This window comes from Acidimicrobiia bacterium, assembly GCA_040878325.1.
Classification (GTDB): Bacteria; Actinomycetota; Acidimicrobiia; order Spongiisociales; family UBA11373; genus JAUYIV01.
Genome location: JBBDMM010000010.1, coordinates 156,431 through 180,443, shown reverse-complemented (window position 1 = coordinate 180,443; position 24,013 = coordinate 156,431). Strand labels below are relative to the sequence as shown.

The window sequence follows — 24,013 nt, the reverse complement described above, 5'->3', positions numbered from 1 at the left end:
CATACCCGATCAATGCAGGCTCCTACCGGCAGCGGCGAGCAGCGTTTCGCCGACCGCTTCCGCCATCGTGGGATGCGCGTGGATGAACGCCGCCGCCTCGGAGGGCAGCGCTTCCCACCCGACGGCGTACATCAACTCGTGAATCGTCTCCCCCGCGATCGAGCCGACGACGGTGGCCCCCAGAATCGGCCCGTCTCGTTGGACGACCACCCGGGCCATGCCCGTCTCTCCCTTGATGATGGCCCGGCCGGCACCGGCGAACGGATGATCGGTCACCACGACGTCGTAACCCGCATCCTTCGCCTGCTGTTCCGTGAGGCCCACCGACGCCACTTCGGGGTGGGTGTAGACGACCAACGGGATCGCCCGATAGTCGGTGGGGGCTGCGGTCCCGGTGGCGATGTGCGTGATGGCCGAGATCCCCTCGGCGAAACCGGCGTGAGCAAGCTGTGGTGTCCCGGCGACGATGTCACCGACCGCGTACACATTGGGGGCTCCGGTGAGCATCGTCTCCAGATCTGCCACCACGAAGCCCCGGTCGAGAACGATCCCTGCCTCTTCGAGGCCGATACCCGAGGTGACCGGAGCCCGTCCGACGGCCACCAGCACCACATCCACCTCGACCGACTCGTCACCGAATGGCACGACCACGCCGCTGGACACGATCTGGGGTGCCCCCACCCCCACCCCGGTGTGCACCTGCATTCCCTTGTCGGTGAACGACTTCTGCAAGAGGCGCGCCGCCCGCGGCTCCGCTCCCGGAAGCACCTGGTCGACCACCTCGAATAGATGCACCTGCGACCCGAGGTCGATGAGCATGCTGGCGAACTCCGCCCCGATCGCCCCGGCACCGATGATGGCGACCCGCTCGGGCCGCGAGGTCCAGTCGAGCGCATGATCGGAGCTGACGATCCGCTCGCCGTCGAAGTCGTAGCCGGGGATCGACCGCGGGACCGACCCGGTTCCGATGATCACATTGCGCGCCTCGATCCGATTCGATGAGCCATCGGCGAGGGTCACATCGACCGTTCCCCGGCCGGCGAGGCGGCCCGTCCCCTGGATGACCTCGACTCCACGCTTCTTGAGCAGTCCCTGCAGCCCGGTGAACAGTTGATCCACCACCCGGCCCTTCCGCTCCAGGGCCTTCGCCCAATCCAGGCTGGGAGCCGAAGTGATCACTCCGTGGTCGGCGGCATGGGCGACCTGGTGGAACACCTCGGCCGTGTTGAGCCAGGACTTGGCGGGAATACACCCGCGGTGGAGACAAGTGCCGCCGACCTTGTCCTTCTCGACCAGAGCGACCGAGAGCCCGAAATTGTGGGCATATAGGGCGGCTGCGTAGCCCCCTGGCCCACCCCCGATGATGGCGACGTCGTACAAGAATCCTCCGGGCTCGGTGCCCTACGAGGTTAGTTCCCCGGTCACTGTCACCCGCCCTGGGACTCCCGGAGACGTGAACCGGCGTCGACTTCCATCGCCCCTCGACTGCCGTACCCTCACCGGGTGCAGACCCGGTACCTGATCATCGCCGCACTGGTGACGGCGATGGTGATACTCGCCGCATCGCTCGTCTGGTTCTTGATGGGCGCACTTTGACGGTCTCGTTCGAAACCGCCGACGGGCTCACCCTCGAAGGCGACTGGTCGAATCCCCTCCAAGCACCCCGCTGCGCCGTCGTGCTGTGTCACCCTGACCCCAGGCAGCGGGGCACGATGAACGCCCCCCTCATCAAGAGCCTGGCGGGAACCCTGAGCGACGCCGGCTTCGCGGTGCTGCGGTTCAACTTCCGGGGAGTCGGACGGTCCGAGGGCGCTCACGGCGAGGGTGTCGACGAGATCGCCGACGTCGCCGCTGCTGTTGCGCTCGCAGTCCAGACGCACCCGGCGGTGGAGGTCGGGTTGGCCGGTTGGTCGTTCGGTGCCGTCGTCGCCCTGCGATGGCAGGCGGCGGCAAGCTCCACCATCCGATACGCCGGTGTTGCTCCGCCGGTGTGGTTCCCCGACGCGAGGGGCGGCCTGCTGCCCGAACCCTCCGGTCTCGCTCCGGCCAGGCGCCTGTTCGTCATCGGTGACCGCGACCAGTACACCTCGGTCGACGACCTGCGCGGATATGCCGATTCGATCGGAGCCCGCATGGAAGTGCTTTCGGGCAGCGACCACTTCTTCTACTTTCGAGAAGCGGTGGTGGGGAAGGCCCTGGTAGAGCACTTCAAATGAGGTCCAGGCCTCCTAGCCCGCGGGGGAAAACCCCCGGTTGCGAGCCTCAGCGAGCGTGTCCGGCCCGAACGAAGCGAGCAGCTTGGAACCGAGCAGGGCCTCGGCTTCGACCCTTGCCGAGAGGCGGGTGAACTGCAGGTCGTTGTCGCAGTCGTGGACCCGCATGTCGTCGCGAGTGCCGACGAAGCGGTGGGCGGGAAAGGCACGCAGACGACCCATGATCAACTCACATTCATGGTCACGACGGCCCGGGAGAGGCCGTCTCCGTCGGTGATAAGGATCGTTCCGAGAAGGTCTCCCTGGCTGAATTCGATCTCCCATGTGGAGTCGTCGACGCGGGCTGCCCCATCGATCACGTAGCCCTGGCTCACCAACTCGATCGTGAAGAACTGGATCAGGGATAGCGAATCCGACTCCACCGTGACCGTGAACTCGGTGCGGTGGTTCTCGGCATCGATCACCGCGTCGGAGATCACCCCAGCAGCCGGTAGGGGGAACCCGTCGGGAACCGAACGGGGAATGCGCTCTTCGATCGGCTCACCACCGGCGTCGTCGCCGCAGGCGACCGCGATCGTCAATAGTCCGACGAGCGCCATCGAAGCCGCCCTAGCCACGACACGACCCGATGCCCGGCGTCGGGTCGCCCACCGGCAGCACCGCCGCCGGTGGCGGCGCCGGGTCGAGGCGGCGGAACGGGACCGTCGACGGAGAGAAAGTGAGCGCGGTCGACACCACAGCCACGGCGAGGCGGTTCCGAAGGTCGTCCCGCGAAGTCTTCCCGGTCGGCAACTCGAGAGCCGCATTGGCGAGGAAGTCGGGACCGGAGGCGTATGACTGGGGACTGGAGACTGGCGACTCGCGACTGGCCCTCATACCCGCGGCGGCTCTCGATACCCCCCGAATACACCCTTGAGCGCCGCGGCGATCTCGCCCTCGGTCGCCCGTACCCGAGCCGCGTCGATCATCAAAGGCATCAGGTTCGCCTCGCCCCGGGCCCCTTCGACGAGCCCCTCGAGGGCGGACGTGACCGCAGCCTCGTCGCGTGCCCGGCGGACGGCGGCAACCCGACTTCGCTGGGAACGTTCTACTTCGTCGGAGATCCGGAGGATGTCCAGTTCCTCGTGATCCTCGCTGGCGTATTTGTTCACGCCGACTATCGCTCGCTCGCCAGAGCCAACGGCCTTCTCGAACTCGTAGGCCGAGTCGGCGATGGCACCCTGGAACCAGCCTTCGTCGATGCCGGCGAGCACCCCGTCGAGCATCGACCCGCGCCCCATGCGGTCGACGTGCTGGAGGATCTCCTCGACCCGCGCCTCCATCCGGTCGGTCATCTGCTCGACGAACCACGACCCACCCAAGGGATCGATCACGTCGGCCACCCCGGTCTCCTCGGCGATCACCTGCTGGGTGCGGAGGGCGATCTCGGCGGCACGCTCCGTCGGCAGGGCGTAGACCTCATCGAGGGCATTGGTGTGCAGGCTCTGGGTGCCGCCAAGGACGGCGGCTAGTGCTTCGATCGCGGTTCGCACCACGTTGTTGTCCGGCTGCTGGGCGGTGAGCGACACGCCCGCCGTCTGCGTGTGGAACCGGAGCTTGATCGACCGCTCATCCTGAGCGCCATATCGATCCCGCATCCAGCGCGCCCAGATGCGCCGCGATGCGCGGAACTTGGCGATCTCCTCGAAGAAGTCGAGGTGGGCATCGAAGAAGAAGGAGAGGCGCGGGGCGAAGTCGTCCACCGCCATCCCCCGCCGCATCCCCGCCTCGACGTAGGCGAAGCCGTCGGCCAGGGTGAACGCCAGCTCCTGGTGGGCGTTCGCCCCGGCTTCACGGATGTGATACCCGCTCACCGAGATGGTGTTCCACTGCGGCACTTCGATCGTGCAGAACTCCATCATGTCCGTGGTCAGCCGCAGGTGTGGTGCGGGCGGGTAGATCCACTCCTTCTGCGCGATGTATTCCTTGAGGATGTCGTTCTGCAGCGTGCCGCGCAACGCCTGCCAGGAGACGCCCTGCTCCTCGGCCGCCACCAGCAGGAATGCAAAGAGGATCTGGGCGGGCCCGTTGATGGTCATCGACACCGAGACTTCGCCGAGCGGGATTTCGGCGAACAGATCCGCCATGTCGTCGGCAGAGTCGACCGCGACCCCACAGTGACCCACCTCGCCAAGCGAAATCGGGTCATCGCTGTCGTACCCCATGAGCGTCGGCATGTCGAAGGCGACGCTCAGGCCGTGTTGGCCCTGTTCGAGGAGGTGACGGAACCGGGCATTGGTGTCCTCGACTCCGGCGAACCCGGCGAACTGGCGAATGGTCCACGGCTTGCCCCGGTAGCCGGTGACATGGATACCCCGGGTGTAGGGGAAGAAGCCCGGGTATCCGATCGCCTCGGGCGGCTCGTCACGAGGCAGTCCGACCGCCGGAAGGTCTTCGAACGACAGCGTGACCCAGCGGTCGCGGCGCTTCGCTGCCTTGCGGTAGTGCTCCTCCCAGCGATCGCGGTTCACTCTTCCTCACCTTCGTCCGACGAAACGGTAACCGCCTCGCCACAGTTGGGGCAGGGTGCCACCTCGACCGATCCGACGATGAACTTGTAGCCGCAGCCGGGACAGATCACCCGGGGGGAGGGGCGGTCCGGAGCAGGCGGTGGTGGCGGGGGCGTTTGCAACCCGTTGGCTCCGGTCGTGGCGCGGACGTCGTTCGGGGTGCCGCACGTCGGGCACACATGGCGGCCCACGCCGGGGACATCGAACTGCGACCCGCACCTCCCACACCGAACGATCATTGGTTCACCGCCTCACCCACCGCTCCGATCGACACCAGATACTCGGTGTCGGCCGCGATCACCTCTGCGATGTCGAGGACATCGAACGATCGACCCGACTCTGCGGACCGCTCCATCAAGTACTCGATCGAATCGCCGCTACCGACGATCGGGCGCTCCTTGCCCTCGCGCGGCGCGACCACCTGGTGAAAGTGGACCTGCCACTCGAGCAGAAGGTTCACGTCGTCGAGATCGAGCGACTCCATTGCCCGGTCCGACAGCCGCTCGTATACGAATCGTGCCGCCTCGGGCACCAGATACTCCGCCGGGTCGTCGGCGCCGCTCCGTCTGGCGGCCTGCCACACCATGAGGGCGATGATCGCGACCAGGGCCGCGGCGAGGAGGGCTCCAACTGCAACTGCACCCATGAGGGAATGGTACCCAGGGCCTCGCTTCTCTCAGCTGGCGATTGGCGATTGGGACAGCCATGACTTGGGGAGGAGTTGGGGCGTAACGTGCCAGAAAGCTCCGGCCGGAACCGCCACCGGCCCCACGGGCAGCACGCGGGGAGCCGTTAACCTCGGTGGTGCCCACCTCTCGAGGTATCCACCTGTCCGTCAACACCGTTTCCACGTTTCTCGCCGTCGGGGCGATTGCACTCAGTCTCCTCGTCCTCGGCATCGCCGGCCTGTGGGTGGTGGCCCGAGTGTCCGCCGGCGCATCCCGAGCGTTGCAGCGCCTCGCGGACTCGGTACAGGGGTACGGTCTGTGGCTCGCCTGGTTCATGGCCGTCGTCGCCACTCTGGGGAGCCTCTACTACTCCGAGGTCGCCGGTTTCACGCCCTGTGAATACTGCTGGTACCAGCGGATCGCCATGTATCCCCTGGCGATCATTCTCGGCATCGCCGCGTTTCGCCGAGACCGCGCCATCCGGATCTACGCGATACCCGTCGCCGCGGCCGGTGGGGTGATCTCGGCTTACCACTACATGATCCAGCACTTCCCCAGCCTGGCCCGAGGCACATGCGACCTTTTCGCGCCATGCAGCGCGGCCTACGTGTGGAAGTTCGACTTCGTGTCGATCCCCTTCATGGCGCTGGTGGCGTTCGCCTCGATCGTCACGGCGTTGGCCCTCGATGGTCCTTCGGCCCGGGCGCGCCGATCGTCGATCGACGAAGTTTCCGATTCCGAGGAGGATTCATGACCAACCGCAGCATTGCCGCGCGCCCTTTTCCCTGGCTGCCAGTCCTCGGCGGGCTGGTGGCCATCGTCCTGATCACCGTCGTGGTGCTGACCTTCGACTCGGGAGGGTCGGGGGCAGCTGAGTTCGGGGAGCCGACGATCACCGGCGCCGCCCTGCCGCGGTTCGACGACTCAGCCACGGATCCTGCCGCCGGCATGCCCGCCCCGACGGTCGAGGGCGCCGACTTCGATGGCCAGTCTGTCTCGATAACCAGCGACGGCCGACCGAAGATCATCATCTTCCTGGCGCATTGGTGCTCGCACTGCCAGGCCGAGGTCCCTGTTGTGCAGGCGTGGGTCGACGCGGGCCTCAAGCCCGATGGGGTCGACCTCTACTCGGTTGCGACCAGCACCGCCGAAAGCCGCCCCAACTTCCCGCCGTCCGAGTGGCTCGCCTCGGAGGGCTGGACCGCCCCGGTAATCCTTGACGACAGCGACTACTCGGTCGGCGACGTGTTCGGGCTCAACGCATTCCCCTACTGGGTCTTCGTGAATGCTGACGGCACTGTGGCCAGCCGTCTAACCGGCGAGTTGCCGGCCGACGCGATCACCCAGATCGCCGAGTCGTTGCTCGATGGCTAACGGGTGAGCGACCTATTCGCTCACCCGTTTAGATACCCAACCGGTCCGCCAGCACCAACCGGTGGAAGGCGGGGCTTCCAAACAGCAACTCGTCGGTCTTGGCCCGCTTGAAGTAGAGATGGGCGTCGTGCTCCCAGGTGAAGCCGATCCCGCCGTGGATCTGGATGTTCTCCGAGGCACAGTGGAAGTACGCCTCCGAGCAATACGACTTCGCCAGCGGACCGACGATCTTCGCCTCGGCATCGTCGGCAGTGACCGCCCACCCGGCGTAGTACGCGGCCGATTTGGCCGACTCGACGTCGACCAGCATGTCGGCGCACTTGTGCTTGATCGCCTGAAACGATCCGATGGGACGACCGAACTGCACCCGGTCCTTGGCGTACTGCACCGACATCTCGAGGCACTTCTGCGCCCCGCCCACCTGCTCGAAGGCGAGGGCCACGATCGCCCTGTTCAGAGTGTCCTGGAGGGCTCCCCACCCCGCCCCCTCGGTGCCGAGAACCGCCCTCGCCGGCACCCGCACGTTGCTGAACGTGATCTCGGCCTGCTTGCGGGTCATGTCCATCGTCTCGAGGCGCCGCCGGGTGATTCCCCCCGCCCCGGCATCGACGACTACGAGGCTGATCCCCTGCTCGCCGCCGGTGGTGTCGTCGGTGCGCACCACGACGATGATGGTGTCGGCAGTATGACCATCGACCACGAAGGACTTGGTTCCGTCGAGGATGAGCTCGGAACCGTCCCGTTTGGCCACCATCGTTATGCCGTCCGCACCCCACGACCCGTTGGCTTCGACCTGGGCGATGGCAACGGTTCGTTCCCCGGCGGCGATACCGGGCACGAGCGCCTGCTTCTGCTCCTCCGTGCCGGCGGTGAGGATGAGGTCGGCGCCAAGGACCACCGTCGACAGGAACGGCGACGGGAACAATGCTCGGCCCATCTCTTCCATGAGGATCGCCTGTTCCATGAAGGTGAAGCCGGCGCCGCCGTACTCCTCGGGAATCGCCATCGCCTGCCAACCCTGAGATGCGATCTCGGCCCACAGGGCGGCGTCGAAGCCCTCTTCGGTCTCCATCAGACGGCGAACGACCTCTGACGGCGACTTGGCTTCGAGGAACCGCCGGGCGGTGTCTCGCAGCATCTCCTGCTCTTCGCTGACGGCGAAGTTCATCGGGCGGACCTCCCGAGTCCGTTGGGTTGGTGAAGGGTAGTAAGGACCGCCGGGCGTATCGGCGGTAGGGGCTTTGGTCGCAGGTAGTGTCGGAGAGCGACCGAAGGGAAACGCCAATGCAGTTCGTGTTGATGACAGAACCCCATCTCGGTATGAGCTACGCCGACCTGCTGGGCGCGGCGAAGTTCGCCGACGAGGCCGGCTTGGAAGGGTTCGCCCGCTCCGACCACTTCTTGTTCCCGCGCAACACCGCTGCGCCCGCCACCGAGGCATTCGCCACTCTCGGAGGGCTCGCCCGCGAGACGAGCCGGGTCGAGTTGATCGTGCTCGTCTCACCGATCACATTCCGCCACCCGGCGGTGCTGGCGAAAGCGGCGACCACGATCGACGAGATGAGCGGCGGGCGGCTCTCGCTGGGTGTCGGAACCGGATGGATGGAGGACGAGCACGCCACCTACGGGCTCGACTTCCCCGACCTCGGAGTCCGCTTCGAAATGATGGAGGAGGCCCTCGGTTACCTGTGGCACGCCTTCGGCCGGAAGGCGGGGCCGTTCGAGGGCAAGCATTACCGGTTCGACGGCACCGAGGTGCACCCCCGTCCTACCGGGACGATTCCCCTGATCGTCGGCGGCAGCGGAGAGAAGCGCACCCCCCGCCTCGCCGGAACCTATGCCGACGAGTACAACTTTGGCCATCGACCGATCGAGGCGATCAAGCTGCGGATCGGGCGTGCCCGGGCCGCCGCCGAGAAGGCGGCACGAGACCCCGACGCGCTGCGGATCAGCGTCATGACCTCGGTGGCTGCCGGAATGGACGAGGCGGGGTTCCAACGGGTTCTCGCCCGGATCGCCGAGGCCGACCCGATGGGACGAGACGCCGAGACGCTCGAGAAGCTGATGAAGGAGCGCAACATCCCGATGGGAACCGCCGACCAGGTACGCGAGGAGGTCCACGCACTGGAGGAAGCCGGGGTGGACCGCTTCTACGTCCAACATCTCGGCCCCTTCGACCACGAGGTGCTCGAAGAGCTCTTCGCCGCTCTGCGGGGCTGAGAAGGAACCAAGAGTCAAGAGCCAAGAGCCAGCGGGCTTGTTCTTGATTCTTGATTCTTGAATCTTGAATCTTTTCGATACCTGGCGATCCGCCTTTACCCTGTGACGATGTCCTCCCCCCCGTTGCTCGTCATCGAAGACCTGCGCGCCTCTGCCGAGGGGACCGAGATCCTCAAGGGGGTATCGGTGGTCGTCGAGAGGGGCGAGATCCACGCGTTGATGGGCCCGAATGGCTCGGGGAAGTCCACGCTCGGCAATGTCCTGATGGGCCACCCCGGCTACAAGGTGACCGGGGGGCGAATCCTCTTCAAGGGAGAGGACATTTCCGCATGGACCCCCGACCAGCGGGGCCGGGCCGGAATGTTCCTCGCCTTTCAGTATCCCGAGGAGATCCCGGGCGTCTCGGTGGTCAACTTCTTGCGCAGTGCCCTCAGCAACCGCACCGGCACGGAATACACGGTGCTCGAACTGCGGCTGAAGGTGGCAGACACCATGAAGGCATTGGGTATGGAGGTCGAATTCGCCGACCGGTACCTCAACGAGGGCTTCTCAGGAGGCGAGCGAAAGCGCAACGAGATCCTGCAGATGTCGGTGCTCGAGCCCGAATTGGCGGTCATGGACGAGACCGATTCGGGCCTCGACATCGACGCCCTGAAGATCGTCGCCGAAGGTGTCACCCAGCTGGCTTCACCGGAGCGAGGCTTCCTCATCATCACCCATTACCAACGGATGCTCGACTACATCACCCCGGACGTGGTTCACGTGTTCGTGGACGGCCGGGTGGTGGAGACCGGCGGCCCCGACCTCGCCAAGCGGATCGAGGAAGAGGGGTACGACGCGTTCCGGGAGGTGAAGGCGTGAGGGCGCTACCGGCGCCCAGCAATGCGCGATGCGCGATGCGCGACTCGCAATGCGCAATGCGCAATGCGCGGCGCGTCGGAGGTTTTCAGACAGGTTGGGCCGGTAGCGCATTGCGCATCGCGCATCGCGCCGCCCGTAGGGCGGCCCCATGACCGACCTCGCCCACCTCCGCAGCGACTTCCCCATCCTCTCGCGGGAGATGAACGGCAAGCCGCTCGTCTACCTCGACAGCGCCGCGACCACCCAGAAGCCGGTGCAGGTGCTCGACGCGGTCGACGATTACTACCGGAAGCACAACGCCAACGTCCACCGCGGGGCCTACAAACTCGCCGAGGAGGCGACCGACCTGTACGAGGGCGCCCGCCTCAAGATCGCCCGCTTCATCAACGCCACCACCGAACGCGAGGTGGTGTTCACCCGCAGCACCACGTCTGCGATCAACCACATCGGGTACGGCTGGGGCCTCTACCACCTGAAGCCCGGCGATCGCATCGTCCTCACCCATATGGAGCACCACGCCAACGTCGTGCCCTGGCAGTTGATCACCCGCCACACGGGAGCCGAACTCGTCTACCTGCCGCTCACCGAGGACTTCATGGTGGACATCTCTCGCATCGGGGAAGTGGTCGACGAGCGGGCAAAGATCGTGTCGATCTCGGGCATGTCGAATGTGCTCGGCTCGTTCGGGCCGGTCGCCGAGGCCGTTGCCGCCGCCAAGGCCGTCGGCGCCCTCACCGTCGTCGACGGCGCCCAGCTCATCCCGCATTCGGCCGTCGATGTTCAGGCGATGGGCGCGGACTTCGTGGCCTTCAGCGCCCACAAGATGCTCGGCCCCACCGGAGTCGGGGCGATGTGGGGACGGATGGAGCGCCTCGAGGAGATGGAGCCCGCCGAGGGCGGCGGCGAGATGATCCGCGACGTCGATTTCGAAGCATCCACCTGGGCCGAAGTGCCCCACAAGTTCGAGGCGGGTACCCCCCCGATCGCCCAGGCCATCGGGTTCGGTGCCGCCGTCGACTACCTATCCAAAGTCGGGATGGACGAGGTGCGCGCCCACGAGATCGAGATCACCGCATACGCGTTGGAGAAACTCTCGGAGATCCCCGACCTGACGATTTACGGGCCAATGGATCCCCAGAAGCGGGGGGCGGCGGTGTCGTTCACCCTCGCCGACATCCACCCCCACGACCTGGCCACCATTCTCGATCAAGCCGGGGTGGCGATTCGGGCCGGTCACCACTGCGCCAAGCCGTTGATGCGAGTGCTCGGTGTGCCGGCGACCGCTCGGGCATCCTTTTACGTCTACAACATTCCCGAAGAGGTCGACGCCCTCGTGGCGGCACTGCACGAGGCGAGGAGGATCTTCGGTGTCGCTTGACGAGTTGTACCGGCAGGTCATCCTCGACCACTACCGCAAGCCCCGACACGCCGGCCACATCGAGGGAGCCGACGCCCGGGCCGAGGGTGTGAACCCACTCTGCGGCGACGAGGTCACCGTCGAACTGCGGATCGAAGACGGCAAAGTGACCGATGTGGCGGTGAGGGGCCGGGGATGCTCGATCAGCCAGGCGTCCGGGTCGATGATGGCCGACAAGTTGATCGGCCTTTCCACCACGGAGATCGACGAACTGGTTCACCAGGTCAAGCGTCTCCTCGACATCGAGCCCGGCGATTCCGGGGTAGATCCGGAGCGTCCCGGTGCCGTCCTCGGCGACCTCGAGGCACTGGCCGGAGTCCGCCGTTTCCCGGTGCGGATCAAGTGTGCCGACCTCCCCTGGGCCACCCTGCAGGAGGCGCTCGCCGGGGTGGGGTGAACCTCCACCACGACGCCTTCCCCGCTAGCGTTCCCTGATGCGCCAGAGGGGCCTGGTGGTCATCCTCACCCTTGTCGCCGCGGCCTGCGGCGGAGGTGACGGATCGTCCAATCCGATCGCCACCACATCGACCGCTGCCAGTGCGACCACCGTCACGTCAAGCGGACCGACGACCACCACTCTTCCGCCCACCACGACGACCACACTCGACCCGTTCTTGGTAGACATCTTCTCGATTGAACCGATGCCCCCCTCCGAGCCGGCGACCGGGGTCAACGCGGTTCTCGGCGGTCCACCAGACGAGATCGCCACGCTGCTCATCCTTGCGGACCTGGAGGATGCCGGCATCGACCTCACCGGGATCGAGATCTTCGTCTGGCCGATCTCGGGTACTGGGTCGTCCCTCGTAGTCATCGAGTTCGGCGACTCGGCCGGGCTGTATGCGGAGGATGACGACCAGGCGACCCTCCTCGTGAACTCGGTGCTCACTCATCCGGTGATCGCCGAGCAGAACATCACCCGCATGGTCCTCAGGATCGCGGGGGCCGACGAGGAGGGTCCCTACGTCTTCACCATGACGGCGCTCGTCGCAGACATGCTGCGGTCCCTCTCGACGGGAGCCTCGCTGGAGGAAGGCGAAGCGCAGTTCGAGTTGGAGAGGCCGGAGCCATGAAACGAGTGATCCCTGTCTTCCTGGCGTCGCTGCTTCTGAGTGCGTGCAGCTACGGGGAGTTGCTGGAGTTCGTGGAAGGGTCAGCGGGCGGAGGCGACCTCAGCGCGCCGGAGAACCCGACCGACGTTCAGGCCGCCGGGTCAACCACTGACGCCCGAAGTGACGACGAGAAAGCCCAAGCGGAGATCACCCAGGCTCTCGACCCTGACCTCGGGATCGGTACGAAGATCGGGCTGGCCAATGACGCGGTGCAGTCGAGACCAGCCGATCCGCGCTATCTGATGTACCGATCATGGTTCAACCGGATCGCCGGAGACGATGAGGCAGCGAAAGCCGACCTGGCCGCGGCGTATGGCCTGGCTCAGGAGGCCTACGGCGGCGGTCCAACCGCCGAACGCCGCTACGCCGAGTTCTACCTCGACGCCACCGCCGCGGTGATGCTCACCTACCCGGAGGACTCGGAAACTCGCGATCGGATGGAGTTCGTGTACTGCATCGCCTTCTTCAAGTATCGAGAGGACTTCGGCTCCAGCCTGCTGGGCTCCGCCTACCTCGACTTCAAGGCGCACCAGGATCTCTGTACCTGACTGATCAACTCTTCGTCGCGCTGATCTCGAGGAACTCCCCGCCCCCTCCTCAGCGACGGTCCCGGTGAGAACGCCGCTCGCAATCGTTCCGTGGAAGGTGACCGCAACCTGGCGCGCCCACTCGGCGGTGATGTCGTCACGACCGGTCGTGTCCCAATTTGGCCCGGTCCCGCACTCGGGCCCCTCCAGCGACACGATCTCGAAGTGATCGGCAGCGAGCACCACCTCAACGACCCCACCTTGTGCCGTACCTGATCTGCTGAAGACATGGCGCACCACCGCATCGCATAGCGGGTCGTCGTTGACGGATCGCACCGTGTAGCCGAGGGTGTACTCGACGGTCATCCCCGTCGCTCGGCGGAATCGGGCACCTTCTTCCTGGCGCTTGACTCCGCAACTCTGTCGCACCCCGCGCTTACGATCCCGGACATGAGTGATCTGCCAATCGATGTGATCCGCAGCAGGAAACGCACCCGAACCGCCCAGGCCTACGAGGCCAACGGGCGGTTGCGGGTTCTCATCCCCGCCCACCTCTCCGAGGATGAGGAAGCCGCCGTCGTCACGGAGCTCGTCGGGAAGGTCACCCGCAAGCTCTCGCAAGAGACGGTCGACCTCGAGACTCGTGCCCGCGAGGTCGCCAACAAGTACGGCCTCCGCGCCCCCACCAGCATCGTGTGGTCTGAGCGGCAGAACTCGCGGTGGGGCTCCTGCTCGCCGCGGAACGGCACGATCAGAATTTCGAGCAGGCTCGCCTCAATGCCGGGATGGGTGCTCGACTGGGTGCTGGTGCACGAGTTGGCCCACCTCGAAGTCGCCAACCACGGCGAGCGGTTCAAGTCGCTGGTGAGCCGGTATGAAATGGCCGAACGAGCCGAGGGTTACCTCATCGCCAAGGCCGGGGGGTGAGGTCGACCTAGAGGTCCGCCTCGAAGGTGTCACAAGCCCCGGGGTCGCCGGTGTCCAACCCGACCCGGAACCACTCCTGGCGTTGCGCGGATGAGCCGTGGGTCCAGGTCTCGGGATTCACCTGGCCCTGGGTCTGTTCCTGGATCCGATCGTCGCCGACCGCCGCAGCCGCATCCAGCGCTTGGCCGATCTCGTCCTGCGTAAGCGGCTGGAGGAACCCGGTCGCCACCGCGTGATGGGCCCAGACGCCTGCGAAGCAGTCGGCCTGCAGTTCGGTGCGCACCGAGTCGCTCTCTTCACCCGCACCCCTGCTTCCCGAGCCCAGGTTGCCCATCAGGTTCTGGACGTGATGGCCGTACTCGTGGGCGATGACGTAGGCCTGGGCGAAAGGACCGCCCTCGGCGCCGAGGCGCTTCTTCATCTCCTCGAAGAAGCCCAGGTCTATGTAGATCCCGGCATCGGGCGGGCAATAGAAGGGACCCACGGCACTCGACGCCACTCCGCAGCCGGTGTTGACGCTCCCCTCGAAGAAGGTGGTGGGAGCCAATTGGTACCCCTCCAGGGCACCCAGCCAGTAGGCCTGGACGCTGTTGACGTACCCGACGATGCGGCAGTCGTCGCGCTCGTTGGCGTCGGCGCCGGTCTTGCACTCCTCGCTGAGGTCGGTGGTCTGTTCGCCTCCCACCGTCTCTCCCCCGAGCGAACCCAGCACCTGAGATGGATCGCCGCCCATCACTAGGAACAGCACAACACCGATGAGTCCCGCGAGTCCGCCGCCGACGGCGAGACCGCCGCCCATTCCACGACGATCACGCACCTGCCCGGGATCGAGCTTTGCTCCCCTACGAAATGTCATTTCTGCTCCAGATTATCCGGGTCAAAGTGCCCCTCCTTCTACCCCGGCCACTGCCAACTCAAGCACGCTCCGCCAGACGACCGGTATGGTTCGCCTCCCTGAGCGAAGGATGGTCATGGGTTTCTTCAAGGAGATCAAGGAAGTCAAGGAGACCATCGCCGGGGTGCCGGAAATGATCGAGCAGGCCCAGCAACTGTCCGCGCAGGCCCAGGAGATGCAGGTCGCGCAGGCGGCGATGGCGCAGGCCGCAGTGGCACAGGCGGCCACTGCGGGCAGCGCCGGATCGATCGATCCCGCCATGCTGGAGCCAATCGGCGGCATTTCGATGGAGCGTTACGCGCAGATCGCCAAGACGGTCGGCGAGAAGACGCTCGACCAGGCAGGGACCGAAGCACTGGTCCGGAAGCACGGGCACACGCCAGAGGATTGGCAGGCCGCGTACGACGGATGGAACTCGCGTTTCCAGGGCAACATGGCGCTCGCCGTCCAGTTCGGGACCCTATTCCAACAGACGTCGGCGCTGTGAGCGGGAGGCGAACATGGGATTCCTGAAGGACCTCAAGAACCTCAACAAGGTGTCGAAGGAGGCATCCGCCGGCTTCGACCCCGCCGCCCAGATGCGGGAAGCATCGGCCGCCATGGCGGCGATGACTCACATGATGGAGCAACAAACCCTCGGCGCCCGGCTCGCATCCACCGGCGAGTCGGCCACGGCTCAGGTCACCGCGCTACGCGACACCGGGCAGCAGGTGAACGGGCAACCAGTCGTTGAAATCGACCTCTTGGTCTTCCCGACCGGCCGGCCGCCCTATCCGGTGACGGCCAGCCAGATCGTGCAGCTGACCCAACTCGCCCGCCTCACGCCGGGGTCGCGGCTGACCGTGAAGATCGACCCGGCTGACGTCGCGGCGTTCTGGATCGACTGGACCGCCGCGACCTGAACTAGCCGGCGACGCCGCCTTCGGTCATCCCGCGGAGGTCGAGGGCCTTGTCGAGATCCTCTTCGGGAAGCACGCCCATCTCCAGCGCCACCTCACGCACGCCCCTGCCTGAGGCGAACGCTTCCTTGGCGATCTTGGCGGCGGTGTCGTAGCCGATCTTGGGGGCCAGGGCGGTGACGATGATGATGTTCTGCGCCAGCAGCGCCGCCGCCCGCTCCTCGTTGGCCTCGAGGCCCTCGATGCACTTCTCCCGGAAGGCGTCGGCGGCAGATCCGATCAGTTCGGCGGATTCGACCAGGTTGTGGGCGAGCACCGGCATCATCACGTTCAGTTCGAGGTTGCCGTTGGCACCCGCCCACGCCACCGCGGCATCGTTGCCGATCACCTGGGCGGCCACCTGCATCACCATCTCGGCCATCACCGGGTTCACCTTCCCCGGCATGATCGACGACCCCGGCTGGGTCTCGGGGAGCCGCAACTCGCCGATGCCGGTGCGGGGGCCCGACCCGAGCCAGCGGAGGTCGTTGGCAATCTTGAACAGCGACACGGCAACGGTACGCAGCGCCCCACTGGCGTGGACCGCGGCGTCTTTCGAGCCCTGGGCCTCGAAGTGGTCGTCGGCCTCCCGGAACGGGTAGCCGGTGCGCTCGGCGATCTTGCCGATAACCGCGGCGGCGAAACCCTCGGGAGCGTTGATTCCGGTACCCACCGCGGTGCCGCCCAGAGCCAGTTCCTCCAAACCGGGGAGGGCCGCCTGGAGCCGCTCGACGCTCTTGCGCACCATGGCGGCGTATCCGCCGAACTCCTGGCCAAGACGCACCGGGGTGGCATCCATCAGATGGGTGCGGCCCGACTTGAGGATGTGATCGAACTCAGATGCCTTCGCCTCAAGGGCGACCGCAAGGCGCTCGAGGGCGGGGATGGTCTCGCGGCGGAGGGTGGAGACGGCAGTCACATGGATCGCCGCCGGAATCACGTCGTTGGAGGACTGCCCGGCATTGACGTGATCGTTGGGATGCACGAACTTGCTCCCCCGGCCATGCCCGAGCAGTTCGGATGCCCGATTGGCGATCACCTCGTTGGCGTTGGTGTTGGTGGAAGTGCCCGAACCGGTCTGGAAGATGTCGACCACGAACTGGCCGTCGTGGACCCCGGCCACGACCTCCTCGGCAGCGTTGACGATCGCCCCGGCGATCGCACCGTCGAGACGCCCCGCCTCGCCGTTCACTGACGCCGCCGCCGACTTGATCATCCCCAACGCCTCGATGAACCGGCGACCAAACCGAAGGTCCGAGATCGGAAAGTTGTCGACAGCCCGCTGGGTCGACGCCCCGTAGTAGGCGTCGTCGGGAACCTCGACCTCGCCCATCGAATCCTTCTCGACCCTCATCGCACGGGCTCCTTGTCGGCTACGGCATCAAGGGTAGGAGTGTCGGAACGGCGGTTGGTAGGGGCGGAGGGCTCCCGGGCGGCGCCACCGTTGCGAGCACCCTTGGAACACGTAGCCTGCGGGCAGACCCGGAGTGAGGAGGGGAAATGGCGAGCCTGCAGGAGTGGATCGACGGGTACCGCCGCGCCTGGCAGGAACTCGACGCCGACGCCGCGGCTGCCTTGTTCACGGAGGACGCCACCTACCGGGCCAACATCTTCGAGGAACCTCATCGGGGCCAGGAGGGCGTCGCCGACTACTGGACGGCCGTGACCGCGGCGCAAAGCGAAGTCCGGGTCCGCATGGGCCGCCCGTTCGCCGACGGCGATCGGGTCACCGTCGAGTTCTGGACCAACATGCAGGTCGACGGCGATCCGGTCACCCTCCCCGGCGCCTTGCTGCTCGATTTCGCCCCCGACGGCCGATGCCGGCGGCTCCGCGAGTACTGGCACTACCAACCCGGCTCATTCGAGCCTCCTGAGGGTTGGGGAACCTGACCACCGGATGCTGCGTTGGCGAGCCGACCCCCACCTCCACCCCAACGGGGATCACAACCCCTTGAGGAAGTCCCCCGACTCCTCCTGCTCCGCCTCCAGGCCAAGTTCCTTGCGGATGCCTTCGTAGCCGACCGAGTCGAGTTCGTCGGCGAGTTCGCGGCCTCCGCTGCGGACGATCTTGCCCTTCATCATCACGTGGACCCGGTCGACGTCGAGATAGCGCAGCACCCGGGCGTAGTGGGTGATCACCAGCACGCCGAGTTCAGGCCCGCGCATCCCCTGCACCGCTCCGGCGACATCGCGCACTGCGTCGACGTCGAGGCCAGAGTCGATCTCGTCGAGGATCGCCGCCTTGGGGCTCAGCCCGAGCAACTGGACGATCTCCGACTTCTTTTTCTCGCCCCCTGATAGGCCGACGTTGACGAAGCGGTCGATGAACGGTTCGAGGTCGAGGTCGACCGCCGCCTGCAGTGCCCGCTCCCCCACCTCGGGTCCACCGACGAGGGCCATCTCCGCGATCAACTCCCGCAGCGTCACCCCCGCTACCTCGACCGGGTACTGGAAGCCTTCGAACAACCCGGCGCGGGCCCGATCCTCCACCGGCTTGCCGAGCACTTCGACGCCGTTGACCTTCACCGAGCCGGCGGCCTCGTATCCGGGGCGGCCCATCGCCGCATGGCACAGCGTCGACTTCCCCGAGCCGTTGGGACCCATCAGCACGTGGAGTTCCCCGAAGGGAACGGCGAGGTCGACCCCGTCAAGGATGGTCAACTCGCCGAAGCGGACCACCAGCCCGGAGATCTCAAGAGCGTTCATTCGTTCTCCTCCACCGGCTCGACGTCGACATAAAGGTCGTTGCCATCACGGATGATCTCGTACACCGGCACGGGCTGGGTCGCCGGAAGGGTGTGCGGCTTGCCGTTGGTCACGTCGAACTCCGAGCCGTGGCGGGGGCACTCGACCATGTTGTCGAACAACTCGCCCTCGGCGAGAGACGCCTCGGCGTGGCTGCAGCGGTCGCCGATGCCGTAGACATCGTCGCCGATGCGGAAGAGGGCGATCCGGTGGCCGGCAACCTCGACCAGAAGGCCGGTGCCCAGCGGCAACTCTTCGATCCGGGCGATCGGAAAACGCTGTATCACAATGCCACCGCGGCGTACTTGTCGAGCGCGATGTCGCGCAGGTGCGAATCGAGCGCCCGGTAGGGGAAGCGCTGGATCGCCTCCTCGAAGAACCCCTTCACCTGAAGCCGGTCGGCCCGGGGACGGTCGAGGCCCCGGCTCTGCAGGTAGTACCGCTGCTCCTCGTCGAGGGGACCCACCGCCGAGCCGTGACCGCAGCGGACATCGTCGGCGAGGATCTCCAGGTTGGGGACCGAGTGCGCCTCCGCCCCGTCGGATAGCACCAGATTCCGGTTGGTCTGGTGGGCGTTGGTCTTCTGCCCCTCCTTCTCTATCCGGATCAGCCCTGAGAACACCGACTTGGCATGGTCGGCGACCGCCCCCTTGAGGAACATCTCCGAGGTCGTGCTTCGGGCGGCGTGGCGCATGTAGTAGCGGTAATCGAGGGTCTGCTCGCCATCTCCGAAGTAGACGCCGACGATCTTTGCTCCGGCGCCCGCCCCCACCAGGTCGACAGCAAGGCGAAGCCGGCTGTACCGGCCGCCGTACCCCGCCTCGGCGAGGTAGAGCGAGGCGTCGCGGCCTGAGGCCATTCGGTGGGCGGCGATCGAGACCGTGTCGTCCCCCCATTCCTGGATCACGGTCACCTCCACCCGGGCCGCCGCACCCGCGGAGACCTCGAAGGCGGGCACCACGAGCGAGGCGATGCCGTCAGGGGACCGCTGAAGCACGACTACCGACACCGACGATTGCTCACCGGCGACCACCGAGATCCGCGGCAAGGCCAGTCCGCCGTCGGTCACCGTCTGCAGGTCGATCAGCACTGGGGCTTCGGGTTGGGCCCCCGCCTTGGTCGAGACGATCACCCCGTCACGGGCAAAGGCATCGTGGAGCGCGGCGAACCGGTCGCTGAGCACGGTCCCGGTGGGACTCACCGCACCGAGACCTGCCTTGACCTCGACGCCGTCGCCGCCGTCGACCGAGATGGTGTGGCCGTCGATGTTGACCGCCTTGCCGGCCAAAGGGCCCAGCAGACGCTCGATCTCATGGCTGCCCAGAGCAGTTCCTGGCGCGTCGGCAATGGCGTAGTCGGCAAGGTCGAAGTCGAGTTCGACGTAGCGCCAGTCCTCGTCCTTCTCCGTGGGATGCGGCATCGCCTCGAACTGCTCGAACGCACGGGCCGCCCGCTCCTGGACGGCGGCGTCAAGGGCGCTGGCAACGCGTTGGTGCGTCGAGCGGTCGAGTGGGAGCAACAGAGGCCTCGGTAGGGGTGGCGGATGGTATTGGTAGTAAGGCGAAAAGCGAAAGGCGATGGGCGAAACCCCGCCGGACCCTTAGATCGCGTCCAGCCGGGTTTCGCCTTTCGCTCTTCGCCTTTCGCAGCGCTCAGCCTGAAACCAGTTCAGCCTTGGCGCTCTCGAACACCTCGCGCAACATGCTCTCAGTGAGTCTTCCGGTGAAGGTGTTCTGTTGGCTCACGTGGTAGGAGGCGAGGATCAGGGGGCCGCTGGTCTGGGACCTCGCGCCATGGGTGAATGGCGGTCTCGGCCTGGGAACCGTGATGCCGCGCTGCTCGAGCGCCTGGTGGGCATTCACCCACGCGAAACCTCCGAGACAGAGGACCACCCGAAGTTGAGGCAATAAGTCGAGTTCCTGGTGGAGCCAGGGTCGGCAGTTGTCCCTCTCCGAGACCAGCGGCTTGTTGTCGGGCGGGGCGCACCGCACCGGGGCGGTTACCCAGGCATCGGTCAGGTACAGACCGTCTCCACGGTGTTCAGATGCGGGCTGGCTGGCGAAACCGCTGGCGAACATCGCCCGGAACAGCCATTCGCCGGATCGGTCGCCGGTGAACATCCGCCCGGTGCGGTTGGCGCCATGGGCGCCCGGCGCCAGGCCGAGTACAAGCAGTCGAGCGTTCGGGTCGCCGAACCCTGGCACCGGCTTGCCCCAGTAGTTCTCGTGCTGATAGGCGGCTCGCTTCTCGACCGCCACCTGCTCGCGCCAGGCGACCAGCCGGGGGCAGCGTCGGCATTGCGCGATCCTCGCCGAAAGCGTGTCGAGGTCCATCGAGGCCCGACGGTAGGGCGAATCGGCGCCCGCAAGCGGGTGCCCGCTTGTCCCCGGGCCACTTCCTACACTCGCCCAACCCCATGGAACACGCCCTGGTCCTCGGTTTGATCATCGGCGCCCTCGTGCTCTTCGCCCTCGAGGTGACCCGACCTGACATCGTGGCCCTCGGGGTGACCCTCGTGCTGCTCCTCACCGACACCGTCACGATCGCCGAGGGATTCTCCGGCTTCTCGAACCCTGCGGTGATCACGGTGATCGCCATGTTCATCCTCAGCGCCGGGCTGGTTCGGGCCGGGGTGGCCGACTGGCTCGCCAAGGTCGTCGCCAAGGGAGGCGGATCGAGCCCGATCCTGCTCACCCTCGTCGTGATGATCGCCGTGGGTGTGATGTCGGCGTTCATGAACAACATCGGCGCTGTAGCCGTGCTACTGCCCTCGATGTTCCTCATCACCAGGCATACCGGCTACCCCGCGACAAAGCTGCTCATCCCACTGGCGTTCGGGTCACTGCTGGGTGGCCTCACCACGCTCATCGGGACGCCGCCGAACCTCCTGGTGTCGATCGCGCTCGAAGACCACGGGTGGGAGGGCTTCGCGATGTTCGACTTTCTCATCACGGGACTGGCGGTGATGGCAGTCGGCGCCGTCTACATGGCCCTGGTCGGGCGCCATCTGCTGCCGGATCGCGCGCTTCAGAATGACCTCACGGAGAAGTACGCACTCCAGGACTACCTGACCGAACTGATCGTCCCCGAGGGTTCAGAGTTTGCCGACAAGCCACTCGCCGAGAGCAGGATCCCCGCGAAGCTCGGCCTCACGGTGCTCCGCGTGATGAGACAGACGGATCAGGGCCGAATCTTCCTGTCACCCACCCCCGACCTGGTACTTCGGGTGGGCGATCGCCTCGTCGTCGAGGGAAGCATCACCAATCTCGTCGGGGAGACCTCGCGACCCCTGGTGCCCTACGCCGAGACGAAGCTGACGGCTGCGGCCTTGACCCCCGAGGACACCATCCTCGGCGAAGCCGCGATCGCACCAGGATCGTGGCTCATCGGCACCATGATCGAACGGGGCCAGGTGCGCCGCCGCTACGGCGTGCTCGTGCTGGCGCTGCGGCGACGCGGCGAGACGATCCGCGAACGATTCATATCGATACCCCTCGAGGTCGGGGACGTGCTTCTGGTCCAGGGCCCGGAGCGTGCCATCGCGGACATGGCGGCAAGCCGTGACTTTCTGATGGTCAACCGAATCGATTCGAAGCGTCGCTTCCCCCGCAAGGTCCCGCTCGCGCTGGCCAGCATGGCCGTGGCGATCGTCACCGCAGCGTTCGGGTTGCTGCACATCTCGGTCGCGGGGATGCTCGGGGTGCTTCTCATGGTCGCCACCGGCTGCATACGCCCCGACGAGATGTACCGCGACGTGGAGTGGCGGGTCATCTTCCTCATCGCCTTCATGCTGCCTCTCAGCATCGCCATGGATGACGACCACACGGGCACCGCCCAATGGCTGGCGGACCGATTGGTCGACATCGCCGGCGACTCCGGTCCGCTCGTGTTGCTCGCGGTCCTCTTCGTGTTCACCACGATCATCACGTCGGTGATGTCGAACGCCGCAGCCTCGGTCCTGGTCGCACCGATCGCCATCGCCATCGCTGTCGGGTTGGGCTTCGAGCCGTACCCGTTCCTCATGGCTGTCGCCATCGGTGCCTCGTCCACCTTCCTGACCCCGATCGGCCACCAGGCAAACGTGCTGGTGTATGGCGTCGGCAACTATCGGTTCAGCGACTTTCCAAAGGTGGGTGCACCGCTCACCGTGCTGATCTTCGCGGTGACGATGCTGGTCGTACCTCGCGTATGGCCCTTCACCCCGATCGGGTGAGGGCCCGCTTCCCGCTTCCCGCCTCCCGCAAGAACCGTTTAGAACCCAGTTCCTTGGTCTTGTAGTCCACAGCGCCTGTTCACAACCACTTGTCCACAAGTGGGTAACTCCGGCGTTGACAAGTCTCCCCACATCAGCCTCTCCCTGCTCAGTGGGCCAAACGGTTGGACTTTCAGCCAAGGGGATTATCCACATTCGCCTGTGGACACCCTTTGCGGCGGGCCGACCCCCCGTGATACCGTTCCGCCCCTCCGGCGCTGGAAGGGGTTGGGGCATTGGTCAAGCGGTTGCGTGAGGTCTCGCCACTGGCTGACGGGATCGGGATGTATCTCGAATCGGTCGCCGCGCACGAGCTGCTCACCGCCGAGGACGAAGTCCGCCTCTCCCGCGCGATGGAAGTCGGCCGCAAGGCGCAGGCCCGGCTCGAGTCCACCGCGAAACTCAGCCCGACCGAGCGGGCCACCCTCTATCGGGAGGTCCACGCCGCCGACGAGGCGAAGGCGGAGTTCATCCGGTCGAACCTCCGTCTCGTCATTTCGATCGCCAAGCGGTACACAGGCCGCGGCCTCGATCTCCTCGACCTGGTCCAAGAAGGCAACCTCGGCCTGATCCGGGCGGTGGAGAAATTCGACTGGCGCAAAGGCTTCAAATTCTCCACCTACGCCACCTGGTGGATTCGCCAGGCGATCACGCGGGGGTTGGGGAACCAGGGAAGAACCATCCGACTCCCCGTCCACATGGTCGACGTGGTCCGCACCGTGCAGGAGACCGCGCTCACCCTTTCCGAGAAATTGCACCGACAGCCGACGATGGCAGAGATCGCACACACCAGCGGTCTCGACCTCGAGCGGGTTGAGATCGCCCTGACGGCGCCCGGCGACACCGTTTCGCTCGAACGGCCGGTAGGCACCGAAGGAGATGCCGAGCTCGGCGATTTCGTGGAAGACGCCGATGCCCTCGACCCTTTCGAAGCGGCCGCCGAGGCATCCGCCCGGCTGCAGCTCGAGGCAGCAATGAAGATGCTCGAAGACCAGGAACGCGAAGTGATCGTGCTCCGCTACGGCCTCGACGGCTCACCCCCGCGGACCCTGAGCGACGTCGGCAAGAAGTTCGAACTCACCCGCGAGCGCATCCGCCAAATTGAAGGCCGTGCCCTGGCGAAACTGCGGCATCCAAGCAGTGAGTTCGATCTTGAGAGTCTGTTGTAGAGGGGCTCGCTGCGCTCGCTCCGCGATTGGCGATTAGCGATTGGCGAGAGTCGTGAACGTCAAAGAGCACCTGTTCGCGGTTCCGGCGAATGCCCTATCGCAGGAGGCCTGCCGTAGGCGGGCCGACCATCGCCGGAGGCCGCCCAAAG

The 24,013-nt window shown here is 66.1% G+C and carries 29 protein-coding genes; 15 read left to right on the top strand and 14 right to left on the bottom strand.

The window, feature by feature from the left end; translation table 11 throughout:
• Positions 1–9 precede the first annotated feature (9 nt).
• On the bottom strand, positions 10–1,380 hold the full coding sequence (gene lpdA / locus WD184_05980) for a dihydrolipoyl dehydrogenase (protein MEX0826280.1): 1,371 nt from the start codon (positions 1,378–1,380) through the stop codon (positions 10–12).
• Positions 1,381–1,592: 212 nt separating this feature from the next.
• Between lpdA and WD184_05975 the strand changes: the two genes are divergently transcribed.
• Positions 1,593–2,216: an alpha/beta fold hydrolase gene (locus WD184_05975; protein ID MEX0826279.1), complete on the top strand. Its 624-nt coding sequence runs from the start codon at positions 1,593–1,595 to the stop codon at positions 2,214–2,216.
• Positions 2,217–2,228: 12 nt separating this feature from the next.
• On the opposite strand, the gene WD184_05970 is transcribed toward WD184_05975, so the two are convergent.
• From WD184_05970 to WD184_05945, 6 genes are read right to left on the bottom strand one after another with little or no spacing between them, the layout of a single operon-like run.
• Positions 2,229–2,435 (bottom strand): hypothetical protein, encoded by a 207-nt coding sequence (locus WD184_05970; protein ID MEX0826278.1) that lies wholly within the window; start codon positions 2,433–2,435, stop codon positions 2,229–2,231.
• 2 nt (positions 2,436–2,437) lie between these two features.
• Positions 2,438–2,812, bottom strand: a complete 375-nt coding sequence (locus WD184_05965) for a hypothetical protein (GenBank protein ID MEX0826277.1) — start codon at positions 2,810–2,812, stop codon at positions 2,438–2,440.
• A 10-nt stretch (positions 2,813–2,822) separates the two neighbouring features.
• Entirely contained in the window at positions 2,823–3,089 is a 267-nt protein-coding gene (locus tag WD184_05960) for a hypothetical protein (GenBank protein ID MEX0826276.1), read from the bottom strand.
• Positions 3,086–4,723 carry a methylmalonyl-CoA mutase family protein gene (locus WD184_05955; protein ID MEX0826275.1) on the bottom strand — a complete coding sequence of 546 codons (1,638 nt, stop codon included), beginning with the start codon at positions 4,721–4,723 and terminating at the stop codon, positions 3,086–3,088. The genes WD184_05960 and WD184_05955 overlap by 4 nt, the downstream gene beginning before the upstream one ends.
• The gene (locus WD184_05950) at positions 4,720–5,001 is read right to left on the bottom strand and encodes a hypothetical protein (GenBank protein MEX0826274.1); all 282 of its coding nucleotides are present in this window, start codon (positions 4,999–5,001) and stop codon (positions 4,720–4,722) included. The genes WD184_05955 and WD184_05950 overlap by 4 nt, the downstream gene beginning before the upstream one ends.
• Complete coding sequence (locus WD184_05945; protein ID MEX0826273.1) at positions 4,998–5,408, bottom strand: hypothetical protein; 411 nt, start codon at positions 5,406–5,408, stop codon at positions 4,998–5,000. The genes WD184_05950 and WD184_05945 overlap by 4 nt, the downstream gene beginning before the upstream one ends.
• A gap of 158 nt (positions 5,409–5,566) precedes the next feature.
• On the opposite strand from WD184_05945, the gene WD184_05940 reads away from it, so the two are divergent.
• Positions 5,567–6,184, top strand: a complete 618-nt coding sequence (locus WD184_05940) for a disulfide oxidoreductase (protein ID MEX0826272.1) — start codon at positions 5,567–5,569, stop codon at positions 6,182–6,184.
• Positions 6,181–6,804, top strand: coding sequence for a TlpA disulfide reductase family protein (locus tag WD184_05935; protein ID MEX0826271.1), 624 nt, complete (start codon positions 6,181–6,183; stop codon positions 6,802–6,804). The genes WD184_05940 and WD184_05935 overlap by 4 nt, the downstream gene beginning before the upstream one ends.
• 28 nt (positions 6,805–6,832) lie before the next feature.
• Here WD184_05935 and WD184_05930 read toward each other — a convergent pair whose 3' ends face one another.
• A complete protein-coding gene (locus WD184_05930) occupies positions 6,833–7,972 on the bottom strand; it encodes an acyl-CoA dehydrogenase family protein (GenBank protein MEX0826270.1) in 1,140 nt (379 codons plus the stop codon).
• A 116-nt stretch (positions 7,973–8,088) separates the two neighbouring features.
• Between WD184_05930 and WD184_05925 the strand changes: the two genes are divergently transcribed.
• From WD184_05925 to WD184_05895, 7 genes are all read left to right on the top strand, one after another.
• Positions 8,089–9,024 carry an LLM class flavin-dependent oxidoreductase gene (locus WD184_05925; GenBank protein MEX0826269.1) on the top strand — a complete coding sequence of 312 codons (936 nt, stop codon included), beginning with the start codon at positions 8,089–8,091 and terminating at the stop codon, positions 9,022–9,024.
• Positions 9,025–9,132: 108 nt separating this feature from the next.
• Complete coding sequence (sufC, locus tag WD184_05920) at positions 9,133–9,885, top strand: Fe-S cluster assembly ATPase SufC (GenBank protein ID MEX0826268.1); 753 nt, start codon at positions 9,133–9,135, stop codon at positions 9,883–9,885.
• A 148-nt stretch (positions 9,886–10,033) separates the two neighbouring features.
• Complete coding sequence (locus WD184_05915; protein MEX0826267.1) at positions 10,034–11,263, top strand: cysteine desulfurase; 1,230 nt, start codon at positions 10,034–10,036, stop codon at positions 11,261–11,263.
• On the top strand, positions 11,253–11,699 hold the full coding sequence (locus WD184_05910) for an SUF system NifU family Fe-S cluster assembly protein (protein MEX0826266.1): 447 nt from the start codon (positions 11,253–11,255) through the stop codon (positions 11,697–11,699). Before WD184_05915 ends, WD184_05910 begins: the two co-directional genes overlap by 11 nt.
• Before the next feature lie 37 nt (positions 11,700–11,736).
• Positions 11,737–12,372 (top strand): hypothetical protein, encoded by a 636-nt coding sequence (locus WD184_05905; protein MEX0826265.1) that lies wholly within the window; start codon positions 11,737–11,739, stop codon positions 12,370–12,372.
• Positions 12,369–12,959, top strand: coding sequence for a hypothetical protein (locus WD184_05900; protein MEX0826264.1), 591 nt, complete (start codon positions 12,369–12,371; stop codon positions 12,957–12,959). The genes WD184_05905 and WD184_05900 overlap by 4 nt, the downstream gene beginning before the upstream one ends.
• A 429-nt stretch (positions 12,960–13,388) precedes the next feature.
• Complete coding sequence (locus tag WD184_05895; GenBank protein MEX0826263.1) at positions 13,389–13,865, top strand: M48 family metallopeptidase; 477 nt, start codon at positions 13,389–13,391, stop codon at positions 13,863–13,865.
• Between the two features lie 7 nt (positions 13,866–13,872).
• On the opposite strand, the gene WD184_05890 is transcribed toward WD184_05895, so the two are convergent.
• Positions 13,873–14,721 (bottom strand): neutral zinc metallopeptidase, encoded by an 849-nt coding sequence (locus tag WD184_05890; protein ID MEX0826262.1) that lies wholly within the window; start codon positions 14,719–14,721, stop codon positions 13,873–13,875.
• Between the two features lie 115 nt (positions 14,722–14,836).
• Here WD184_05890 and WD184_05885 point away from each other — a divergent pair, with 115 nt between their 5' ends.
• On the top strand, positions 14,837–15,247 hold the full coding sequence (locus tag WD184_05885; GenBank protein ID MEX0826261.1) for a hypothetical protein: 411 nt from the start codon (positions 14,837–14,839) through the stop codon (positions 15,245–15,247).
• 13 nt (positions 15,248–15,260) lie between these two features.
• Positions 15,261–15,662 (top strand): hypothetical protein, encoded by a 402-nt coding sequence (locus WD184_05880; GenBank protein ID MEX0826260.1) that lies wholly within the window; start codon positions 15,261–15,263, stop codon positions 15,660–15,662.
• A gap of 1 nt (position 15,663) precedes the next feature.
• On the opposite strand, the gene WD184_05875 is transcribed toward WD184_05880, so the two are convergent.
• On the bottom strand, positions 15,664–17,052 hold the full coding sequence (locus WD184_05875; GenBank protein ID MEX0826259.1) for a class II fumarate hydratase: 1,389 nt from the start codon (positions 17,050–17,052) through the stop codon (positions 15,664–15,666).
• A gap of 146 nt (positions 17,053–17,198) precedes the next feature.
• Between WD184_05875 and WD184_05870 the strand changes: the two genes are divergently transcribed.
• On the top strand, positions 17,199–17,588 hold the full coding sequence (locus WD184_05870; protein MEX0826258.1) for a nuclear transport factor 2 family protein: 390 nt from the start codon (positions 17,199–17,201) through the stop codon (positions 17,586–17,588).
• Between the two features lie 51 nt (positions 17,589–17,639).
• Here the strand turns inward: WD184_05870 and sufC (WD184_05865) are convergent, their stop codons facing one another.
• The 4 genes from sufC (WD184_05865) to WD184_05850 form a co-directional block, all read right to left on the bottom strand.
• A complete protein-coding gene (gene sufC / locus WD184_05865; protein ID MEX0826257.1) occupies positions 17,640–18,404 on the bottom strand; it encodes a Fe-S cluster assembly ATPase SufC in 765 nt (254 codons plus the stop codon).
• Positions 18,401–18,730: a non-heme iron oxygenase ferredoxin subunit gene (locus WD184_05860; GenBank protein ID MEX0826256.1), complete on the bottom strand. Its 330-nt coding sequence runs from the start codon at positions 18,728–18,730 to the stop codon at positions 18,401–18,403. Before WD184_05860 ends, sufC (WD184_05865) begins: the two co-directional genes overlap by 4 nt.
• Positions 18,727–19,962 (bottom strand): Fe-S cluster assembly protein SufD, encoded by a 1,236-nt coding sequence (gene sufD / locus WD184_05855; protein MEX0826255.1) that lies wholly within the window; start codon positions 19,960–19,962, stop codon positions 18,727–18,729. Before sufD ends, WD184_05860 begins: the two co-directional genes overlap by 4 nt.
• A 133-nt stretch (positions 19,963–20,095) precedes the next feature.
• Positions 20,096–20,776, bottom strand: coding sequence for a uracil-DNA glycosylase (locus WD184_05850; protein ID MEX0826254.1), 681 nt, complete (start codon positions 20,774–20,776; stop codon positions 20,096–20,098).
• 83 nt (positions 20,777–20,859) lie between these two features.
• Here WD184_05850 and WD184_05845 point away from each other — a divergent pair, with 83 nt between their 5' ends.
• Together WD184_05845 and WD184_05840 are read left to right on the top strand one after the other, a co-directional pair.
• Positions 20,860–22,656 (top strand): SLC13 family permease, encoded by a 1,797-nt coding sequence (locus tag WD184_05845; protein ID MEX0826253.1) that lies wholly within the window; start codon positions 20,860–20,862, stop codon positions 22,654–22,656.
• Positions 22,657–22,943: 287 nt separating this feature from the next.
• On the top strand, positions 22,944–23,864 hold the full coding sequence (locus WD184_05840; protein MEX0826252.1) for a sigma-70 family RNA polymerase sigma factor: 921 nt from the start codon (positions 22,944–22,946) through the stop codon (positions 23,862–23,864).
• Positions 23,865–24,013: the final 149 nt, after the last annotated feature.